Origin of the sequence: Klebsiella sp. HMSC16A12, assembly GCF_001808265.1 — a bacterium.
Taxonomy (GTDB): Bacteria; Pseudomonadota; Gammaproteobacteria; order Enterobacterales; family Enterobacteriaceae; genus Klebsiella; species Klebsiella pneumoniae.
In genome coordinates this window covers 134,844-153,797 of sequence record NZ_KV792651.1, presented here as the reverse complement: position 1 = coordinate 153,797, position 18,954 = coordinate 134,844, and the positions used below count along the sequence as shown (strand labels likewise).

Genomic DNA, 18,954 nt, shown 5'->3' with positions numbered 1-18,954 from the left:
GATTTGGCTTTCTGTACAGCGTCCATGCTCAGCGCACGAATAGCGTTAGCAAGCTCTTTACGTGAGGACATTTTGACTCCAGTTCGGACTGTTGAAGGCCATGCCCTTAACGACTTGACGAGAGCGCGTTTTGGGCTACGCCGGAAAAAAGTGTGAACAATGTAACCCAAGCGACAAGTCATGTACATGGAGCATCCTTTTGCCCTTTAAGAAATCTCTGGAACAGGTTGTGCTACGCCGGAATCCGCTCGCCCGCATCCTGCGATACTCTTTATAATTTACGCAGAATACGGTTCCCTGCCGTCGCCGTATTTTCGGATAAACAACCATAAGATTGTGGAAGATAAAAATGAAAATTCGCTCAACCGTACTTGCTCTTGGGATCGCAGCAACCCTCACCGGATGTCAGAACATGGACTCCAACGGTCTGCTCAGCTCAGGCGCCGAAGCCTTCCAGGCATACTCTCTCAGCGACGCGCAGGTGAAAACCTTAAGCGACCAGGCCTGTAAAGAGATGGACGCCAAAGCGAAAATCGCCCCGGCCAACAGTGAATACAGCCAGCGGCTGAACAAAATCGCGGCTGCGCTGGGCGATAACATCAATGGTCAGCCCGTGAACTACAAGGTCTATGAGACCAAGGATGTCAACGCCTTCGCCATGGCCAACGGCTGCATCCGCGTCTACAGCGGGCTGATGGATCTGATGAACGATAATGAAGTCGAGGCGGTGATCGGCCACGAAATGGGCCACGTCGCGCTGGGCCACGTGAAGAAAGGCATGCAGGTCGCCCTGGGTACCAACGCCGTGCGTGCGGCGGCGGCCTCCGCGGGCGGTATCGTCGGTAGCCTGTCGCAGTCTCAGTTGGGCGATCTGGGCGAAAAACTGGTGAACTCGCAGTTCTCCCAGCGTCAGGAATCGGAAGCGGATGACTACTCTTACGACCTGCTGCGTAAGCGCGGTATCAATCCGTCGGGACTGGCCACCAGCTTCGAGAAACTGGCCAAGCTGGAAGCCGGCCGTCAGAGCTCTATGTTTGACGATCACCCGGCATCGGAAGCCCGCGCGCAGCATATTCGCGATCGCATGAAGGCCGACGGCATTAAATAAGCGACAGCGGGAGGCGCTAGCGCCTCCTCACCAATCTTTGCCAGCCAACAATCAAATAGCCAGGGCTTTATTGAAGACAGCCACTTGGAACTCTTTTTACGTAACGCTTATACCCGTCATACTTCAAGCTGCATGTGCGTTGGCAATAACTCGGCCTATCCCTGGGCCTCGCCCCTACGGGGCCAGCGCAAGCGCTGTTCAAAACGGCTAGCCGTTTTGTCCGGCAACTCGAAATATTTAGGGTATATACCAAACGTGATTATCGCGATGGGTTGCCGGATAAAGCCGAATGGGGCCAGGGGATTATCGCCACCTTCAAATCGGGGTTTACCCAGGGACCGGTCGGCTTCGGTGTGGACTGTATCGCCCAGTATGCGGTGCGCCTTGACGGCGGTCGCGGGCCCAGCGGCCTGCGCCTTGATTAACCCCCTGTACCGTACGGCACAGGGGGTTACCGGGGTTATTCGCCCTTCTTCGCCGCCTGGATGTACAGCATCTCCAGCGCCAGGGTCGCCGCCGCCAGAGCGGTAATTTCGGACTGATCGTAGGCCGGGGCGACTTCCACCACGTCCATCCCGACGATGTTCAGATCCTTCAGGCCGCGCACCAGCTTGATCGCGCGGTCGGAGGTCAGCCCACCGATAACCGGGGTACCGGTGCCTGGCGCAAACGCCGGATCAAGACAGTCGATATCAAAGGTCAGGTACACCGGCATGTCGCCGACGATCTGCTTCACCTGGGCAATCACGTCATCAACGCTGCGGTCGTTAACCTGGCCGGCGTCGAGCACCGTAAAGCCATTGTCTTTGTCGAACTCGGTGCGGATCCCGATCTGTACGGAGTGGTTCGGATCGATAAGCCCTTCGTTCGGCGCGGTATAGAACATGGTGCCGTGGTCGAACTCGCAGCCGTTGGCGTAGGTATCGGTGTGAGCATCGAAGTGCACCAGCGCCATTTTACCAAAGTGCTTGGCATGGGCGCGCAGCAGCGGCAGGGTAACGAAGTGGTCGCCGCCAAAGGAGAGCATACGTTTGCCGGCCGCCAGCAGCTTCTCGGCGTGAGCCTGCAGCTTCTCGCTCATTTCGCGCGCGTCGCCGAAGGCGTACACCAGATCCCCACAGTCCACCACGTTCAGGCGCTCGCGCATATCGAAGTTCCACGGGAAACGGTTGTGCTCCCAGGCAAGGTTAGTGGAAACCTGACGGATCGCCGCCGGGCCATGACGGCCGCCCGCGCGCCCGGAGGTCGCCATATCGAACGGCACGCCGGTGATGACCCAGTCCGCATCGCTTTCATACGGCATAAAGTTCATTGGCAAACGCAGAAAGCCAAAGGCATTGGATACCAGGGAGTTATCGTATTGATGACCTAAAGTGCTCATGGATATGACCTCTTTTGACAGTCGTGGAACGTAAAAAATAAGTATAAAAAAACCCCTCCGCGTCGTTAGGCCCGACGAGGAAGGGTTTGATAGATAAATCGCTTATTGGCGTGAATTATCGCCGGTAATGCATACGGGTTCAAGTGAGTATCGCATGCTGCCGGATGACGGCTTCGCCTTATCCGGCCGACATACGCAGGCCCGGTCAGCGCAGCGCCACCGGGCATCAGCAGCTACTCGTCTTCCAGATAAGTATAGCCGTACAGTCCCGCCTCGAACTCCTCGAGGAACTGCTGCTGCAGCGCGTCGTCCAGACCGGTATTTTTCACCTGATCGCGGAACTGGGTCAGCAGCGTATTCGGATCCAGCTGCACATACTGCAGCATATCCGCCACGGTATCGCCCTCGTCGGACAGCTCAACCTCAACGCTGCCGTCAGGGAAGACGAACACGTCCACCGCCTCGGTATCGCCGAACAGGTTATGCATGTTGCCGAGGATCTCCTGATAGGCGCCAACCATGAAGAAGCCCAGCATCGGCGGGTTCTCCGGGTCGTATTCCGGCATCGGCATGGTGGTGGCGATCCCGTCGCCGTCCACGTAGTGATCGATGGCGCCATCGGAATCGCAGGTGATGTCCAGCAGCACCGCGCGGCGCTCCGGCGACTTGTTCAGCCCTTCCAGCGGCATCACCGGGAACAGCTGATCGATCCCCCAGGCATCCGGCATCGACTGGAACAACGAGAAGTTGACGTAGATTTTATCCGCCATTCGCTCCTGCAGCTCATCGATGATGGGACGATGGGCGCGGTTGCTCGGGTCGAGCTGCTTCTGCACCTCATGGCACATGTTCAGATACAGCTGTTCCGCCCACGCGCGCTCCTGCAGGTTGAAGGTGCCTGAGGAGTAGCCGATGTGGATATCGTGCAGGTCCATCTGGCTGTCGTGCAGCCATTCGCGCAGCGAGCGGCGGTTGCCGGTCTCGTGCATCTCCAGCCAGGTTTCCCACATGCTCTGCAGCGGACGCGCAGCGTCTTCCGCCGGCGGGGTCGCCTCGGTGTATTCGTTACGCTCCACGCCGATGATGTTGGAAACCAGCACGGTATGGTGCGCGGTCACCGCGCGGCCGGACTCGGTGATCACCGTCGGGTGCGGCAGGCCATTCTCTTCGCAGGCATCGCCGATCGCCCAGATGATATTGTTGGCGTATTCGTTCAGACCGTAGTTCACCGAGCAATCGGACTGCGAGCGGGTGCCTTCATAGTCCACGCCCAGGCCGCCGCCGACGTCGAAGCACTGAATATTGACGCCCAGCTTATGCAGTTCGACGTAGAAACGCGCCGATTCACGCACGCCGGTGGCGATATCGCGAATGTTAGCCATCTGCGAACCGAGGTGGAAGTGCAGCAGTTGCAGGCTCTCAAGATGGCCTGCCTCGCGCAGAATTTCGACCAGTTGCAGCACCTGGGTCGCTGCGAGGCCGAACTTGGACTTCTCGCCGCCGGAGGACTGCCATTTACCGGAGCCCTGCGAGGCCAGACGCGCACGCACGCCAAGGCGCGGCACCACGTTCAGGCGCTCGGCCTCTTCCAGTACGATAGCGATCTCGGACATCTTCTCAATGACCAGATAGACCTTGTGGCCCATCTTCTCGCCCACCAGCGCCAGACGGATATATTCGCGGTCTTTATAACCATTACAGACGATGACGCTGCGGGTCATCCCGGCGTGCGCCAGCACGGCCATCAGTTCCGCTTTCGAACCGGCTTCCAGGCCCAGCGGCTCGCCGGAATGGATCAGCGATTCAATCACGCGACGGTGCTGGTTAACCTTGATCGGGTAGACGAGGAAGTAATCGCCGTTATAGCCATACGATTCACGCGCGCGTTTGAAGGCGGCGTTGATCGAGCGCAGGCGGTGCTGCAGGATCTGCGGGAAGCAGAACAGAGCCGGCAAGCGCTGCCCTTGCGCTTCACGCGCTTTGACTAATTCCGCGAGGTCAACGCGCGCTTCCGGGACGTCCGGATCCGGGCAAACGCTGATGTGGCCCAGTTCGTTGACGTCATAATAGTTATTGCCCCACCAGGCAATATTATAAGTACGCAGCATCTTGCTGGCTTCCTGGGAGCTCATCGCTACCTCCTGCATGGAACGTAGTACACCGTGTTCGCCTGCTGACGAAGGCGAAACCATAGACATGTCGTCAGACATAGCGAACCTCAATTTTTAATAATAAGTGTAAGACAGTTAACTACTATCGCAGTCCAAAGATGCGATAACAACCCATGAACAGTCCTAAAGCCCAGCACTATCTGCTGGTTTTGCGACTGCGCGACCGGTTTCTTATTCATATCATCGTAAAACACGTAGCCGAACAGAGTATGACAGTCCGGAGAAACCACGAGAAAACTCTTGCCAGGCAAGAGCGCCCTTGTTCAGTTTTCTGACGGCCGACCGGCCCTGGAATCCTGAGAAGCGCCGAGATGGGGTGAACATCGGCTGGTTTGCATGAGAGAGATGCAGGTTGCGGAGTGCTGACGCGCGACAGAACGACGCGACGAATCAAACGAAAAACATTGGTTCATTATCTGGTATCACCTCCACACCGCCCTGCGACAGGGTCGGCGACAAGCCAAAGCTATACATACCGGGCAACAGGCGCTACGCCGCTGCGAGATTCTGTAAATACAGACTGCTTAACCCGGCTGGAAGTGGCACCACAGGGCCATGCCCCGTGCGCTTTTTTAATGAGCCGCGCGCGGCGTTTTATACCGAGAAGCGGGGTAAAAAGCAAAATAAAAATGTGCCTGTTTGCGCGGTTGTCAGGAAATTTTGCCAGGCGGGTTTTCCCATAAATGCGACCGCCATCAAAAAAGGCTGGAAATGGGCTCAAGATTTGACCTAAAATGGCCGTCCAGAAGTTAATCCGTCTATACTGATTAACACTCAGACTGCTCGTGTCGCTACCTGCGCGGCTTTGCGCTGATTATCCACCAAAGCCACATTACACAACAGTATGAGCTATCCGAATCGTCCACAGGTGAAATAAAATATGGCAAAACACCTTTTTACGTCTGAGTCCGTATCAGAAGGGCATCCTGACAAAATTGCTGACCAAATCTCCGATGCCGTGCTGGATGCGATCCTCGAGCAGGATCCGAAAGCGCGTGTCGCATGTGAAACCTATGTCAAAACCGGCATGGTGCTGGTAGGCGGCGAAATCACCACCAGCGCATGGGTTGATATCGAAGAGATCACCCGCAACACCGTCCGCGAAATTGGCTACGTGCATTCCGATATGGGCTTTGACGCCAACTCGTGCGCCGTACTGAGCGCCATTGGTAAACAGTCTCCGGACATTAACCAGGGCGTTGACCGTGCCGATCCGCTGGAACAGGGCGCCGGCGACCAGGGGCTGATGTTTGGCTACGCCACTAACGAAACCGACGTGCTGATGCCGGCGCCGGTGACTTACGCTCACCGTCTGGTGCAGCGTCAGGCTGAAGTGCGTAAAAACGGCACCCTGCCGTGGCTGCGCCCGGATGCGAAAAGCCAGGTGACCTTCCAGTATGACGACGGCAAAATCGTCGGCATCGACGCGGTCGTTCTGTCGACTCAGCACGCGGAAGATATCGATCAGAAATCCCTGCAGGAAGCAGTGATGGAAGAGATCATCAAGCCGATTCTGCCGACCGAATGGCTCAACGCGTCCACCAAATTCTTCATCAACCCGACCGGCCGTTTCGTTATTGGCGGCCCGATGGGCGACTGCGGTCTGACCGGTCGTAAGATCATCGTTGATACCTACGGCGGCATGGCTCGCCACGGCGGCGGCGCGTTCTCTGGTAAAGATCCATCTAAAGTTGACCGTTCCGCAGCCTACGCGGCGCGCTATGTGGCGAAGAACATCGTTGCCGCAGGCCTGGCCGATCGTTGCGAAATTCAGGTTTCCTACGCTATCGGCGTTGCAGAACCGACGTCCATTATGGTGGAAACCTTTGGCACCGAGAAAGTGCCTTCTGAACAGCTGACCCTGCTGGTGCGTGAGTTCTTCGACCTGCGTCCATACGGTCTGATTCAGATGCTGGATCTGCTGCACCCGATCTACAAAGAAACCGCAGCCTACGGTCACTTTGGTCGCGAACATTTCCCATGGGAAAAAACCGACAAAGCGGCGCTGCTGCGGGAAGCGGCCGGTCTGAAATAATCTCCGCGCTTCCTCTCTTCAAGGCCAGCCTCGCGCTGGCCTTTTTATTTACGCCTCACCCCCTTTCTGCGCCCCCATTTCAACGCGCGGCCGCCACAAAATGAAAGCGATTACATAGTAAAGACTGTCACCTTCTGCCCAAAGACGCTATCTCCTGTACCCATTTTTCACAATGTTACATATTGTTTCGGTCAACTCTGATTACCGTTTTTCAAAATGTCGTCTATCCTTGTTTATATTGCTGATTTAAAAAGCATTTAATGGATTACGTTTCTTTACCTTTGTGGAAACGATTACACAGCCGTGATTATAGTCACGTTTTTTTACCGACGAGTGTCCTACCCTAACCATCGACAGAATCAATAACTCAACTGGAGGGCGTTATGCCTGACAACAAAAACAAGGGCGTTCGAACAAGACTATGACGTTCTTCGTCTGTTTCCTCGCCGCGCTGGCTGGCCTGCTGTTCGGCCTTGATATCGGTGTTATTGCGGGTGCCTTACCCTTTATTGCCAATGAGTTCCAGATTTCCGCCCACACCCAAGAGTGGGTGGTCAGCTCCATGATGTTCGGGGCTGCCGTCGGCGCGGTCGGCAGCGGCTGGCTCTCTTTCAAACTGGGCCGGAAAAAGAGCCTGATGATCGGCGCCATCCTCTTCGTCGCCGGTTCGCTGTTCTCTGCCGCCGCGCCAAACGTCGAGATCCTGCTGGTTTCCCGTGTGCTGCTCGGCCTGGCGGTGGGCGTCGCCTCATATACGGCTCCGCTGTATCTGTCGGAAATCGCCCCAGAAAAAATTCGCGGCAGTATGATTTCCATGTACCAGCTGATGATCACCATCGGGATCCTTGGCGCCTATCTCTCTGACACCGCTTTCAGCTACAGCGGCGCATGGCGCTGGATGCTCGGGGTTATCATCATTCCGGCGGTATTGCTGCTGATCGGCGTTATCTTCCTACCGGACAGCCCGCGCTGGTTCGCCGCCAAACGTCGCTTTGTCGATGCGGAACGCGTGCTGCTGCGCCTGCGCGATACCAGCGCCGAAGCGAAACGCGAGCTCGATGAAATCCGTGAAAGCCTGAAGGTAAAACAGTCCGGCTGGTCGCTGTTTAAAGACAACAGCAACTTCCGCCGCGCGGTGTTCCTCGGCATCCTGCTGCAGGTGATGCAACAGTTCACCGGGATGAACGTCATCATGTACTACGCGCCGAAGATTTTTGAGCTGGCGGGTTATGCCAACACCACTGAGCAAATGTGGGGGACAGTGATCGTCGGTCTGACTAACGTGCTGGCCACCTTTATCGCCATCGGTCTGGTCGACCGCTGGGGCCGTAAACCGACGCTGATCCTTGGCTTTATCGTGATGGCCGCGGGAATGGGCGTCCTGGGTACCATGATGCACATCGGCATTCACTCCTCTACCGCCCAGTACATCGCCGTCCTGATGCTGCTGATGTTCATCGTCGGTTTCGCCATGAGCGCCGGCCCACTGATTTGGGTACTGTGCTCCGAAATCCAGCCGCTGAAAGGCCGCGACTTCGGTATCACCTGCTCCACAGCGACCAACTGGATTGCCAACATGATTGTCGGCGCCACCTTCCTGACCATGCTCAACTCGCTGGGCAGCGCCAATACCTTCTGGGTGTACGGCGGTCTGAACGTGCTGTTTATCCTGCTGACGCTGTGGCTGATCCCGGAAACCAAAAACGTCTCGCTGGAACATATTGAACGTAACCTGATGCAGGGTCGTCCACTGCGCGAGATCGGTGCCCGCGATTAACCTTCCTGAGCTTCCTCCCATCCCGGGAGGAAGCTTCCTCTTGCTCTCCCCCCTCCGCCGCACTATCCTCTGGCGCTATGAAAACGCCCCGTATTCCCATCGCTATTCAGCAGGCCGTCATGCGCAGCCTGCGGGAGCATCTCGCCAATGCGAATCGCAAGCTGGAACGCCACTATGCGGAACCGACGCTGGTCTACCTGCAGCGTGGTACTTCCGCTGGCACCGCCTGGCTGGAGAAAAACGAAATTCGTTTAAACCCGGTGCTGCTGCTGGAAAATCAGCGGGAGTTTATCGATGAAGTGGTGCCGCATGAGCTGGCGCACCTGCTGGTCTGGCAGCATTTCGGCCGCGTCGCGCCGCACGGGAAAGAGTGGAAATGGATGATGGAGAGCGTCCTTGGCGTTCCCGCGCGTCGCACCCACCGCTTTGAACTCGCTTCGGTCCGCCAGAACACCTTCCCCTATCGCTGTCGCTGTCAGCAGCACCAGCTCACCGTCCGTCGCCATAACCGGGTGGTTCGCGGCGAGGCCACCTACCGCTGCGTTCGCTGCGGCGATCTGCTGGTGGCTGAAAAATAACCATCGGAATTAATTAGAAACTTTCTGATCTGACTGATTGCATCCGGCACCCTCATTCGCTACGTTGCGGGCTCGTTTTGACACGGAGTTAACGATGTCCCGTATGCATGTTTTAGCCGTAGCGGTATTGAGCGCGGCAGTCAGTGGTCCGCTTGCGGCCGCTGGTATTAATAGTTTTTCCCAGGCCAAAGCCGCTGGCGTCAAAGTGAATGCCGACGTTCCGGGCGATTTTTATTGCGGCTGTAAAATCGACTGGCAGGGGAAAAAAGGCGTTATCGATTTGGAATCCTGCGGCTATAAAGTGCGTAAAAATGAGAACCGCGCCAGCCGGGTTGAATGGGAGCACGTAGTGCCGGCATGGCAGTTCGGCCATCAGCGTCAGTGCTGGCAGGAGGGTGGACGTAAAAACTGCGCCAAAGATCCGGAATACCGCAAGATGGAAAGCGATATGCACAACCTGCAGCCGGCGGTGGGAGAAGTGAATGGCGATCGCGGCAACTTTATGTACAGCCAGTGGAACGGTGGTGAAGGCCAGTACGGCCAGTGCACCATGAAGGTCGATTTTAAAGATAAAATCGCCGAGCCCCCTGCCCGCGCTCGCGGCGCCATCGCCCGCACCTACTTCTATATGCGCGACCGCTATCAGCTGAATCTTTCCCGCCAGCAAACTCAGCTGTTTACCGCCTGGAATAAACAGTACCCGGTCACCGCCTGGGAATGTGAACGTGATGAGCGCATCGCGAAAGTGCAGGGCAACCATAATCCGTATGTCCAGCAGGCTTGCCAGGCGCAAAAGAGCTAACCTACACTAGCGGCAATTGTTAATTTGCAGCCCTGTGCTTCCCGCCCGATGGCGGGAAGCTGGCATCTGCGCAACGAACGGAATATCAAGCATGCGCATTCCTCGCATCCATCATCCAGAACGCCTCATTGTCGGCAGCCAGATCGCGCTGAGCGATGACGCGGCCAACCACGTCGGCCGCGTCCTGCGCATGACCGCCGGTCAGCACCTACAGCTTTTTGACGGCAGTAACCAGGTGTTTGACGCGGTCATCACCGAGGCCGGTAAGAAAAACGTTACGGTTGAGGTGCTCAGTGGCGAACCTGACGATCGGGAATCGCCGCTGCATATCCATTTAGGCCAGGTGATGTCCCGCGGCGAAAAAATGGAATTCACCATCCAGAAATCGATCGAACTCGGGGTAAGCCTCATAACGCCACTGTTTTCCGAGCGCTGCGGCGTTAAACTGGATGCCGAACGTTTGCAGAAAAAGATCCAGCAGTGGCAGAAAATCGCTATTGCCGCCTGCGAACAGAGCGGTCGTAACGTGGTACCGGAAATACGTCCGGCGATGCAGCTGGAGACGTGGTGCGCCGAACAGGACAGCGGGCTGAAGCTCAACCTGCACCCGCGCGCCAGCGCCAGCATTAACACGCTGCCGCTGCCGGTTGAACGCGTCCGTCTGCTGATTGGCCCGGAAGGCGGGCTGTCGGCTGAAGAGATAGCGATGACCGCGCAATACCAGTTTACTGATATCCTGTTGGGACCGCGCGTTCTGCGTACAGAGACTACTGCGCTCACCGCCATCACCGCCCTACAGGTGCGTTTTGGCGACTTAGGTTGAGGCGTTAACGGAGAAGAACCATGATCAAGCTCGGCATCGTGATGGATCCCATCGCAACCATCAACATCAAGAAAGACACCAGCTTCGCTATGTTGCTGGAGGCGCAGCGTCGCGGCTATGAACTCCATTATATGGAGATGAACGACCTCTATTTGATCAACGGCGAAGCCCGCGCCCGGACGCGCACGCTGAGCGTCGAACAGAACTACGATAAATGGTATGACTTCACCGGCGAGCAGGATCTGCCGCTTGCGGACCTTGACGTCATCCTGATGCGTAAGGATCCGCCGTTTGATACCGAATTTATTTATGCCACCTACATCCTGGAGCGAGCGGAAGAGAAAGGCACGCTTATCGTCAACAAGCCGCAGAGTCTGCGCGACTGTAACGAGAAGCTGTTCACCGCCTGGTTCTCTGAACTGACTCCGGAAACGTTGGTCACCCGCAATAAAGCCCAGCTGAAAGCCTTCTGGGAAAAGCACGGCGATATCATCATGAAACCGCTCGACGGCATGGGCGGCGCCTCTATTTTCCGTGTTAAAGCCGGCGATCCAAACCTTGGGGTGATTGCCGAGACGCTGACCGAACTGGGCAGCCGCTACTGCATGGCGCAGAACTATCTGCCGGCCATTAAAGATGGCGACAAGCGCGTGTTGGTAGTGGATGGAGAGCCCGTGCCTTACTGCCTGGCGCGAATTCCGCAGGGTGGCGAGACCCGCGGCAATCTGGCCGCCGGCGGCCGCGGCGAAGCCCGCCCGTTGACCGAAAGCGACTGGGAAATCGCCCGCCGCGTCGGCCCGACGCTGAAGGCCAAAGGCCTTATCTTCGTCGGCCTGGATATCATCGGCGACCGTCTGACGGAAATTAACGTCACCAGCCCCACCTGCGTACGCGAAATCGAAGCCGCCTTCCCGGATATTTCGATCACCGGTATGCTGATGGACGCTATCGAAAGACGTATCGATAAATAAGCACGACGGCGGACCAACGTCCGCTTTTGGCGCAGCGAGCGCGGATTACCGCGCTCGTGAAACGTTGCCAGCCTGACGCCACTCGGGCGCCGGCCAGATAAAGTGCATCGACACCATTCTACTTTGCCCGCATACTGGGTGTTGCTTTTTTGAACCAGGAACGAACCTCTGACAATGAATTTACAGCATCACTTTCTGATTGCCATGCCCGCGCTTCAGGACCCCATTTTCCGCCGCTCCGTAGTCTATATCTGCGAGTACAACGACGAGGGTGCCATGGGCATTATTATCAATAAGCCGCTGGAAAATCTGCAGGTGGAAGGGATCCTTGAGAAGCTCAAAATTGTCCCGGAGCCGCGCAATCCAGAGATCCGTCTGGATAAACCGGTGATGCTGGGAGGCCCGCTGGCGGAAGACCGCGGCTTCATTTTGCATACCCCGCCCTCTGACTTTTCCTCGAGCATTCGCATCTCGGATAACACGGTGATTACCACCTCGCGGGATGTTCTTGAAACCTTAGGGACCGATCGGCAGCCGGGCAACGTGCTGGTTGCGTTGGGCTACTCTTCGTGGGAGAAAGGGCAGCTGGAGCAGGAGATTTTAGATAATGCCTGGCTCACCGCCCCGGCGGATCAGAATATTCTTTTCCGTACGCCGATCGCCGATCGCTGGCGCGAGGCGGCTAAACTGATTGGTATCGACATTGTGACGATGCCAGGCGTCGCGGGGCATGCGTGATGAGCGGAACCTTTCTCGGCTTTGACTTTGGCACCAAAAGCATCGGCGTGGCGGTGGGACAACGCATCACCGCGACCGCACGACCATTACCGGCGCTGAAGGCGCAGGACGGTAAACCGGACTGGAACGTCATCGAAAAACTGCTTAAAGAGTGGCAGCCTGAGGCGGTAATCGTCGGCCTGCCGCTCAATATGGACGGCACCGAGCAACCGCTGACGGCGCGCGCGCGTAATTTCGCCAATAAAATTCATGGCCGCTTTGGCGTCGCGATCCTTCTCTACGATGAACGGCTGAGTACGGTTGAGGCCCGCGCGGGCCTGTTTGAACACGGCGGCTACCGGGCGCTGAATAAAGGCAGCGTCGATTCAGCCTCTGCCGTAGTCATACTGGAAAGCTACTTCGAGCAGAGCTTTTAAACTCTGCCCTCCTGCGCCGCCGGCGGACCGCTGACGGCGCACGTTTACCCGCTTAGTGGCGCAGATGTTCGTTAGCCCAGCTCACCGCCTGGGTGCGATTTTTCACGCTCAGTTTACGAAACACATTGTACAGGTGCGTCCGCACCGTGTTCTCGCTGATAAACAGCGCGCGGGCGATATCCAGGTTCGTCGCGCCGCAGCGCAGTTCGTTGAGGATCTCGCATTCCCGCTCGGTCAGCGGCGAGTTCTCTACTGGAGTCGATGCATGGTCCGCAGCGTACATCGCCGGGTGCATCACGCTCAATTCAGCCGTCTGCTCGCCGTTCAGCACGGCCTTAACGCCCTCAATTAAGCGCGATTCATCATCGTCATGACGGAACACGCCATATAAAGCCGGCCACTGCGCCATTTCGTATAGCTCATACTTTTGTGCGCTATTAATAATCAACAAACGAGGATTATCTGCCTGCAGGCGAATAATATCCCGCCACACCCCGTTTAATTTCTTATTTGACACTGCAATATCAAATAATATTACAGAATCTTTTGCCAAACGCTGCGCCAGCGGTTTATTAATATTTTGTAAAACCACCGGTGCCATCAGGGTTTCGCTCAGATAGCTGGCAAAGGCTTTGCTTTGAATAGACGGGTGGGTAATAAAGGTTACCTGACGAGAAGATGATGAATTTCCATTTAAATTAATCACTTAAAACTCTCCTTAGCTGTTACCCACCGCCATGGTGGTTAAATGAATAAAAAAGATACAAACAGTCGTGAATTTATAAATCACCAAGGTAATTTACAAACTGAAACGTTATTCCATGAGAATCATCCTATTCCCACAAACAGCATAAATCGAATGACTCAAAGCTGTCAAAAGATAATCAAACTTTTTTCCTGGAAATGCGTATTCACTGTCGACATATCTAATCTGAATGTGTTATTTGAATTTATAATCAAAAGTTATTTGTATTACCAAATAATATTAATAAACAACAAATAAACATTCATCTAACATATCATTTAACCTGTCATATCAATCTCTTTCTCATCTTATAGCGCGCCTGCAGCGACACGTTGCTGAAAACTCTGGGTAAAGGTCAACATTCCGGCCTGCATCCCGGTCTGCATCACACCAGGCAATTGATGTACTTTTCCTTCACGGATCAAATTCGCCACCGCTGGCGTGTTGACCAGAAGCTCGTATAGCGCAACTCTCCCGCCCTGACGTGCAGGTAACAATTTTTGCGCCAGCACCGCGCACAGGCTTCCGGCAAGCTGGCTACGAACCTGATCTTTCTCCTCCGCCGGAAAGACATCGATCAATCTCTCCACCGCCGGCGCCGCGCCGCGGGTATGTAATGTCGCCATTACCAGGTGCCCGGTCTCCGCCGCGGTTAACGCCAGGCGAATGGTTTCGCTGTCGCGTAGCTCCCCGAGCAGGATCACATCCGGATCCTGGCGCAGCGCCACGCGGAGCGCCGCGGCGAACGAAGGACAGTGACGGCCAACTTCCCGCTGCTGGATCAGACAGCGCTCGCTGTGATGAATAAATTCCACCGGATCTTCAAGCGTCAGAATATGGCCATCAAGATGCTGATTGAGGTGCCCCACCATTGCCGCCAGGGTGGTCGACTTGCCGCTGCCCGTCGCTCCGGTGACCAACAGCAAACCACTCTCTTCCGCCAGCAGTTCGCTCAGCGCAGGCGGGGCGCCGAGCGTGTCCAGACGCGGGCACTGTTCAGGAAGGAGGCGCAGCACCAGCGATATCCCACGCGTATGGGCGAAGGCGCTGGCGCGCAGCCGCGCACCGCAGGCCAGGGTCAGCGCAAAGTCAATCTGGCCGTGTTCCTGCCAGTGCAGTAACTGTGCGGCATCGAGCCAGTCGTTGAGTAAATTCGCAATATCCGGCGCGGGAAAGGGCGCGGGCTCCAGCCTGCCCTGCCGCCGCCAGCGTGGTGCGGCGGAATTGCACAGGTGTAGATCAGAGACATTATGCTTTACACTAAGGGCTACGATTTCTTCCAGCTTCATAACTCATCCTCGGAATATGAACGATATTGCGCATAACCTGGCACAGGTCCGGGACAAAATCTCCGGTGCTGCCGCCCGATGCGGGCGTGCGCCAGAAGAAGTGACATTGCTTGCAGTGAGTAAAACGAAACCTGCGAGCGCGATCGAAGAAGCCATTGCGGCAGGCCAGCGGGCATTTGGTGAAAACTACGTCCAGGAGGGCGTGGAGAAGATTAACCATTTCCAGCAGGCTGGCGTCAGCGGGCTGCAGTGGCACTTTATTGGCCCCCTGCAGTCCAACAAAAGCCGGTTGGTGGCAGAGCATTTTGACTGGTGCCACACCGTCGATCGGCTGAAAATCGCCACCCGCCTGAACGAGCAGCGCCCGGCGCATTTGCCGCCGCTGAAGGTGCTGATTCAAATTAACATCAGCGATGAGCAGAGCAAATCCGGCATCCCGCTGGAAGCGCTCGACGGCTTAGCGGCGGAGATCGCTGAGTTACCTCATCTGGAACTGCGCGGCCTGATGGCCATCCCCGCGCCTGAGTCAGAATATGTAAGGCAGTTTGCCGTCGCCCGGCAAATGGCGGTAGCATTTGCGCGATTAAAAACGCGGTACCCCACGGTCGATACGTTGTCTCTGGGAATGTCGGACGATATGGAAGCCGCAATCGCGGCGGGAAGCACGATGGTGCGCATCGGTACAGCCATTTTTGGTGCGCGCGACTACAGCAAATAATAAGGAATCTGAGGAACGCCATGAAGACGTTGACTTTCCTGCTTTCAACGGTCATTGAGCTTTACACGATGGTCGTGTTGTTACGCGTCTGGATGCAGTGGGCGCGCTGCGACTTTTACAACCCGTTTTCGCAGTTTGTGGTGAAAGCCACGCAGCCGATTGTCGGACCGCTGCGCCGGATTATCCCGGCAATGGGGCCGATTGACAGCGCCTCGCTGCTGGTGGCATTTATTCTCTGCGTCATCAAAGCGATCGTGCTGTTTATGGTGATCACCTTCCAGCCGATCATCTGGATCTCCGCTCTGCTTATTCTGCTGAAAACCATCGGCTCGTTGATCTTCTGGGTACTGCTGTTGATGGCGATCATGAGCTGGGTCAGTCAGGGCCGTAGCCCGGTGGAGTATGTGCTGATGCAGCTGGCGGACCCGCTGCTGCGCCCTATCCGCAACCTGCTGCCGTCGATGGGCGGTATCGATTTCTCGCCGATGGTGCTGGTATTGCTGTTGTACGTAATCAATATGGGCATCGCCGAAGTGCTGCAGGCCACCGGTAATGTACTGCTGCCGGGGCTGTGGATGGCGCTATGAGTGCCGTTGAAACCTGCGCTGACGGGCTGGTGCTGAGGCTGTACATTCAGCCTAAGGCCAGCCGCGATAGCATCGTGGGCGTACATGGCGACGAGCTTAAAGTCGCCATTACCGCCCCGCCCGTTGATGGCCAGGCCAATGCCCACCTGGTGAAATTTCTCGCCAAACAGTTCCGCGTCGCCAAAAGCCAGGTACTGATTGAAAAAGGCGAGCTGGGCCGCCATAAGCAAGTTAAAATCATCGCCCCACAACAGATCCCGACTGCGGTCGCGGCGCTAACTGAATAAACAGGATTCATCATGCAAAAAGTCGTCCTCGCTACCGGCAACGCCGGCAAAGTGCGCGAACTGGCCTCGCTGCTGGAAGATTTTGGTCTCGATATCGTCGCTCAGACCGAGCTGGGCGTGGACTCTGCGGAAGAGACCGGCCTGACCTTCATTGAAAACGCGATTCTGAAAGCGCGCCACGCGGCGCAGATCACCGGCCTGCCGGCCATCGCCGACGATTCCGGTCTGGCCGTCGATGCTCTTGGCGGCGCGCCGGGTATTTACTCCGCACGCTATTCCGGCGTCGATGCCAGCGACCAGCAGAATCTTGAGAAGCTGCTCGACGCGTTAAAAGACGTGCCGGACGACCAGCGTCAGGCCCAGTTCCACTGCGTGCTGGTCTATCTGCGCCATGCCGAAGATCCCACGCCGCTGGTGTGCCACGGCAGCTGGCCTGGGGTAATCACCCGACAAGCCGCCGGTCATGGCGGCTTCGGGTACGACCCGATCTTCTTCGTCCCGTCAGAAGGTAAAACCGCGGCCGAACTGAGCCGTGAAGAAAAGAGCGCCATTTCCCATCGCGGGCAGGCGCTGAAACTGTTACTGGAAGCATTACGTAATGGCTAATTTGCCGCCGCTGAGTCTCTATATCCATATTCCCTGGTGCGTGCAGAAATGCCCGTACTGCGATTTTAATTCGCATGCGCTGAAAGGCGAGGTGCCGCATGATGACTACGTCCAGCATCTGCTGAACGATCTGCAGGCTGATGCGCAATATGCCCAGGGACGGGAAATAGGCACTATTTTTATCGGCGGCGGAACGCCGAGCCTGCTGTCCGGCCCGGCCATGCAAACCCTGCTGGATGGCGTCCGCGCCTGCCTGCCGCTGGCCGCCGGGGCGGAAATCACCATGGAAGCCAACCCGGGTACCGTGGAGGCCGATCGCTTCGTTGATTATCAGCGCGCCGGGGTGAACCGCATCTCCATCGGCGTACAAAGCTTTAGCGAACCGAAGCTGCAGCGCCTGGGGCGGATCCACGGCCCGGAGGAGGCCAAGCGCGCAGCACGTCTCGCCAGCGGCCTCGGCTTGCGCAGCTTCAACCTCGACCTGATGCACGGTCTGCCGGACCAGTCGCTGGAGGAGGCGCTGGACGATCTGCGTCAGGCGATTGCCCTCAACCCGCCGCACCTGTCGTGGTACCAGCTGACCATTGAGCCGAACACCTTGTTCGGCTCCCGGCCGCCGGTGCTGCCGGATGACGACGCGCTATGGGATATTTTCGAGCAGGGGCATCAGCTGCTGAGCGCCGCCGGCTATCAGCAGTACGAGACGTCCGCCTATGCTAAGCCAGGCTTCCAGTGTCAGCATAATCTCAACTACTGGCGCTTTGGCGACTACCTCGGCATCGGCTGCGGCGCGCACGGCAAGATCACCTTCCCTGACGGACGCATTCTGCGAACCGCCAAAACCCGCCACCCGCGCGGGTATATGGAAGGCCGTTACCTTGAGCGTCAGCATGATGTGGGAGAAGCGGATAAACCGTTTGAGTTCTTTATGAACCGTTTTCGCCTGCTGGAGGCCGCGCCGCGCGCTGAATTTAGCCGCTATACCGGACTTGAGGAAGCGGCGATCCGCCCGCAGCTGGACGCGGCGATAGCCCAGGGCTACCTGCAGGAAGACGAGCAGAACTGGCAGATTACCGAGCACGGTAAGCTGTTCCTGAATTCCCTGCTTGAGTTGTTTCTGAACGAGTAAACGCAGCGGCGGTCCTGCCGGGAAGCGGACCGCCATGGCATTATTTCAGCGAGCCAACCAGCGCTTTGCGGCTGTCCTCCAGCGATACCACCCGGCTGCAGACGTCCTTACCAAACTGCTGGAAATCGGCCTCCTGGTTTTTCCATTCCTCCTGAATCGCCGTTTGCAGGCCGCCGAGGCTGCCGAGAATGCCCTGTAGCGGATTACCGCCGCCTTTGAGCACCGCTTTCGCCCCCATCTCGTTAATGCTGTCCTGCAGAATGCCGCCCATCGCCTGATTCACCAGCTGCTGGCCATCGGCGCGTACCTGGTCGATAGCTTTATAGTGGAAGGTCAGGCCATCGCTGCGACGTTCGATAATGCGGTTCATCTGTTCTTTCAGCTGCGCGTCCAGTTTGGTCAGGCGACCGTGCATGCTGCTGTTGGCGCCAACCTGTTCGGTAATGATTTTATCCAGCGCCTTGCGGCTTTTTTCGACTCGCGAACGCGCGCCTTGGTCAATCCACGGCAGGCTGCTGCGCAGGCTGGCCTGATAATCCTGCGCCTGTTCGCGCTGGGCGGCGCTGAGCGCATAGGCCTTGCCGTTAAAGGTCAGATTGCCGTCCGGCTTTATCACCAGATCGCCGTTTTCCCCTTTCACCTGCACCTGCTGCGGGCTGAGGATCACATCGTCACGCGGCGTGACGCTACACTGGTAGTCCGCATGGGCAGACAAAGCGGTGATGGAGAGCGCCACCGCCAGCAGCGTTTTACGCATCATAAAACTCCCTTAAGACAAAACGGGCCGGCAATT

At 56.9% G+C, this 18,954-nt stretch carries 21 protein-coding genes and 2 pseudogenes; 16 read left to right on the top strand and 7 right to left on the bottom strand.

The genetic code is table 11. The annotated features are described in order from the left end of the window. Nucleotides 1-71: hypothetical protein (locus tag HMPREF3140_RS29690; RefSeq protein ID WP_370655577.1), on the bottom strand; the 71-nt coding region annotated here is incomplete at its 3' end. Between the two features lie 278 nt (nucleotides 72-349). Here HMPREF3140_RS29690 and HMPREF3140_RS26695 point away from each other — a divergent pair. The 3 genes and pseudogenes from HMPREF3140_RS26695 to HMPREF3140_RS28020 form a co-directional block, all read left to right on the top strand. Continuing rightward, nucleotides 350-1,108 (top strand): metalloprotease LoiP, encoded by a 759-nt coding sequence (locus HMPREF3140_RS26695; protein WP_004151780.1) that lies wholly within the window; start codon nucleotides 350-352, stop codon nucleotides 1,106-1,108. Between the two features lie 33 nt (nucleotides 1,109-1,141). Next, nucleotides 1,142-1,216: pseudogene (locus tag HMPREF3140_RS29155) on the top strand (hypothetical protein); the annotation flags it as partial. An 86-nt stretch (nucleotides 1,217-1,302) separates the two neighbouring features. Then, nucleotides 1,303-1,518: pseudogene (locus HMPREF3140_RS28020) on the top strand (OprD family outer membrane porin); the annotation flags it as partial. Nucleotides 1,519-1,568: 50 nt separating this feature from the next. Here the strand turns inward: HMPREF3140_RS28020 and speB are convergent. The 3 genes from speB to yqgB form a co-directional block, all read right to left on the bottom strand. Then, nucleotides 1,569-2,489: an agmatinase gene (gene speB / locus HMPREF3140_RS26690; protein WP_002916572.1), complete on the bottom strand. Its 921-nt coding sequence runs from the start codon at nucleotides 2,487-2,489 to the stop codon at nucleotides 1,569-1,571. Between the two features lie 233 nt (nucleotides 2,490-2,722). Beyond that, on the bottom strand, nucleotides 2,723-4,699 hold the full coding sequence (gene speA / locus HMPREF3140_RS26685; protein WP_004149805.1) for a biosynthetic arginine decarboxylase: 1,977 nt from the start codon (nucleotides 4,697-4,699) through the stop codon (nucleotides 2,723-2,725). Nucleotides 4,700-4,707: 8 nt separating this feature from the next. Beyond that, complete coding sequence (gene yqgB, locus HMPREF3140_RS28015; RefSeq protein ID WP_002916578.1) at nucleotides 4,708-4,839, bottom strand: acid stress response protein YqgB; 132 nt, start codon at nucleotides 4,837-4,839, stop codon at nucleotides 4,708-4,710. A gap of 701 nt (nucleotides 4,840-5,540) precedes the next feature. On the opposite strand from yqgB, the gene metK reads away from it, so the two are divergent. The 8 genes from metK to ruvX all read left to right on the top strand — a co-directional run bounded on the left by metK (nucleotide 5,541) and on the right by ruvX (nucleotide 12,800). Then, nucleotides 5,541-6,695, top strand: coding sequence for a methionine adenosyltransferase (gene metK, locus HMPREF3140_RS26675; protein ID WP_004149807.1), 1,155 nt, complete (start codon nucleotides 5,541-5,543; stop codon nucleotides 6,693-6,695). A gap of 421 nt (nucleotides 6,696-7,116) precedes the next feature. Further along, nucleotides 7,117-8,472: a sugar porter family MFS transporter gene (locus HMPREF3140_RS26670; RefSeq protein WP_004197026.1), complete on the top strand. Its 1,356-nt coding sequence runs from the start codon at nucleotides 7,117-7,119 to the stop codon at nucleotides 8,470-8,472. A gap of 77 nt (nucleotides 8,473-8,549) precedes the next feature. Continuing rightward, on the top strand, nucleotides 8,550-9,050 hold the full coding sequence (locus tag HMPREF3140_RS26665) for a SprT family zinc-dependent metalloprotease (protein WP_029498565.1): 501 nt from the start codon (nucleotides 8,550-8,552) through the stop codon (nucleotides 9,048-9,050). Between the two features lie 94 nt (nucleotides 9,051-9,144). Beyond that, a complete protein-coding gene (gene endA / locus HMPREF3140_RS26660) occupies nucleotides 9,145-9,852 on the top strand; it encodes a deoxyribonuclease I (protein ID WP_002916589.1) in 708 nt (235 codons plus the stop codon). Nucleotides 9,853-9,943: 91 nt separating this feature from the next. Beyond that, nucleotides 9,944-10,675: a 16S rRNA (uracil(1498)-N(3))-methyltransferase gene (gene rsmE, locus HMPREF3140_RS26655; RefSeq protein ID WP_004144776.1), complete on the top strand. Its 732-nt coding sequence runs from the start codon at nucleotides 9,944-9,946 to the stop codon at nucleotides 10,673-10,675. Between the two features lie 20 nt (nucleotides 10,676-10,695). Then, a complete protein-coding gene (gene gshB, locus HMPREF3140_RS26650) occupies nucleotides 10,696-11,646 on the top strand; it encodes a glutathione synthase (protein ID WP_002916600.1) in 951 nt (316 codons plus the stop codon). Between the two features lie 174 nt (nucleotides 11,647-11,820). Beyond that, entirely contained in the window at nucleotides 11,821-12,384 is a 564-nt protein-coding gene (locus HMPREF3140_RS26645; protein WP_002916603.1) for a YqgE/AlgH family protein, read from the top strand. Beyond that, nucleotides 12,384-12,800, top strand: coding sequence for a Holliday junction resolvase RuvX (gene ruvX / locus HMPREF3140_RS26640; RefSeq protein ID WP_070553234.1), 417 nt, complete (start codon nucleotides 12,384-12,386; stop codon nucleotides 12,798-12,800). Before HMPREF3140_RS26645 ends, ruvX begins: the two co-directional genes overlap by 1 nt. A 52-nt stretch (nucleotides 12,801-12,852) precedes the next feature. Here the strand turns inward: ruvX and HMPREF3140_RS26635 are convergent, their stop codons facing one another. Both HMPREF3140_RS26635 and HMPREF3140_RS26625 read right to left on the bottom strand, forming a co-directional pair. Further along, nucleotides 12,853-13,506 (bottom strand): LuxR family transcriptional regulator, encoded by a 654-nt coding sequence (locus tag HMPREF3140_RS26635; protein WP_002916607.1) that lies wholly within the window; start codon nucleotides 13,504-13,506, stop codon nucleotides 12,853-12,855. Between the two features lie 347 nt (nucleotides 13,507-13,853). Then, entirely contained in the window at nucleotides 13,854-14,834 is a 981-nt protein-coding gene (locus HMPREF3140_RS26625; protein WP_020801960.1) for a type IV pilus twitching motility protein PilT, read from the bottom strand. 16 nt (nucleotides 14,835-14,850) lie between these two features. Here HMPREF3140_RS26625 and HMPREF3140_RS26620 point away from each other — a divergent pair, with 16 nt between their 5' ends. The 5 genes from HMPREF3140_RS26620 to hemW are packed head-to-tail and all read left to right on the top strand — an operon-like array spanning nucleotide 14,851 to nucleotide 18,161. After that, nucleotides 14,851-15,552: a YggS family pyridoxal phosphate-dependent enzyme gene (locus tag HMPREF3140_RS26620; RefSeq protein WP_004144780.1), complete on the top strand. Its 702-nt coding sequence runs from the start codon at nucleotides 14,851-14,853 to the stop codon at nucleotides 15,550-15,552. Between the two features lie 20 nt (nucleotides 15,553-15,572). Next, on the top strand, nucleotides 15,573-16,139 hold the full coding sequence (locus HMPREF3140_RS26615) for a YggT family protein (RefSeq protein WP_002916613.1): 567 nt from the start codon (nucleotides 15,573-15,575) through the stop codon (nucleotides 16,137-16,139). Then, nucleotides 16,136-16,426, top strand: coding sequence for a DUF167 family protein YggU (gene yggU / locus HMPREF3140_RS26610; protein ID WP_002916614.1), 291 nt, complete (start codon nucleotides 16,136-16,138; stop codon nucleotides 16,424-16,426). The genes HMPREF3140_RS26615 and yggU overlap by 4 nt, the downstream gene beginning before the upstream one ends. Before the next feature lie 12 nt (nucleotides 16,427-16,438). Continuing rightward, the gene (locus tag HMPREF3140_RS26605) at nucleotides 16,439-17,032 is read left to right on the top strand and encodes an XTP/dITP diphosphatase (protein WP_002916615.1); all 594 of its coding nucleotides are present in this window, start codon (nucleotides 16,439-16,441) and stop codon (nucleotides 17,030-17,032) included. Continuing rightward, on the top strand, nucleotides 17,025-18,161 hold the full coding sequence (gene hemW, locus HMPREF3140_RS26600; protein WP_032412414.1) for a radical SAM family heme chaperone HemW: 1,137 nt from the start codon (nucleotides 17,025-17,027) through the stop codon (nucleotides 18,159-18,161). The genes HMPREF3140_RS26605 and hemW overlap by 8 nt, the downstream gene beginning before the upstream one ends. 40 nt (nucleotides 18,162-18,201) lie before the next feature. On the opposite strand, the gene HMPREF3140_RS26595 is transcribed toward hemW, so the two are convergent. Next, entirely contained in the window at nucleotides 18,202-18,921 is a 720-nt protein-coding gene (locus tag HMPREF3140_RS26595) for a YggN family protein (protein WP_004889772.1), read from the bottom strand. Nucleotides 18,922-18,954 lie beyond the last annotated feature (33 nt).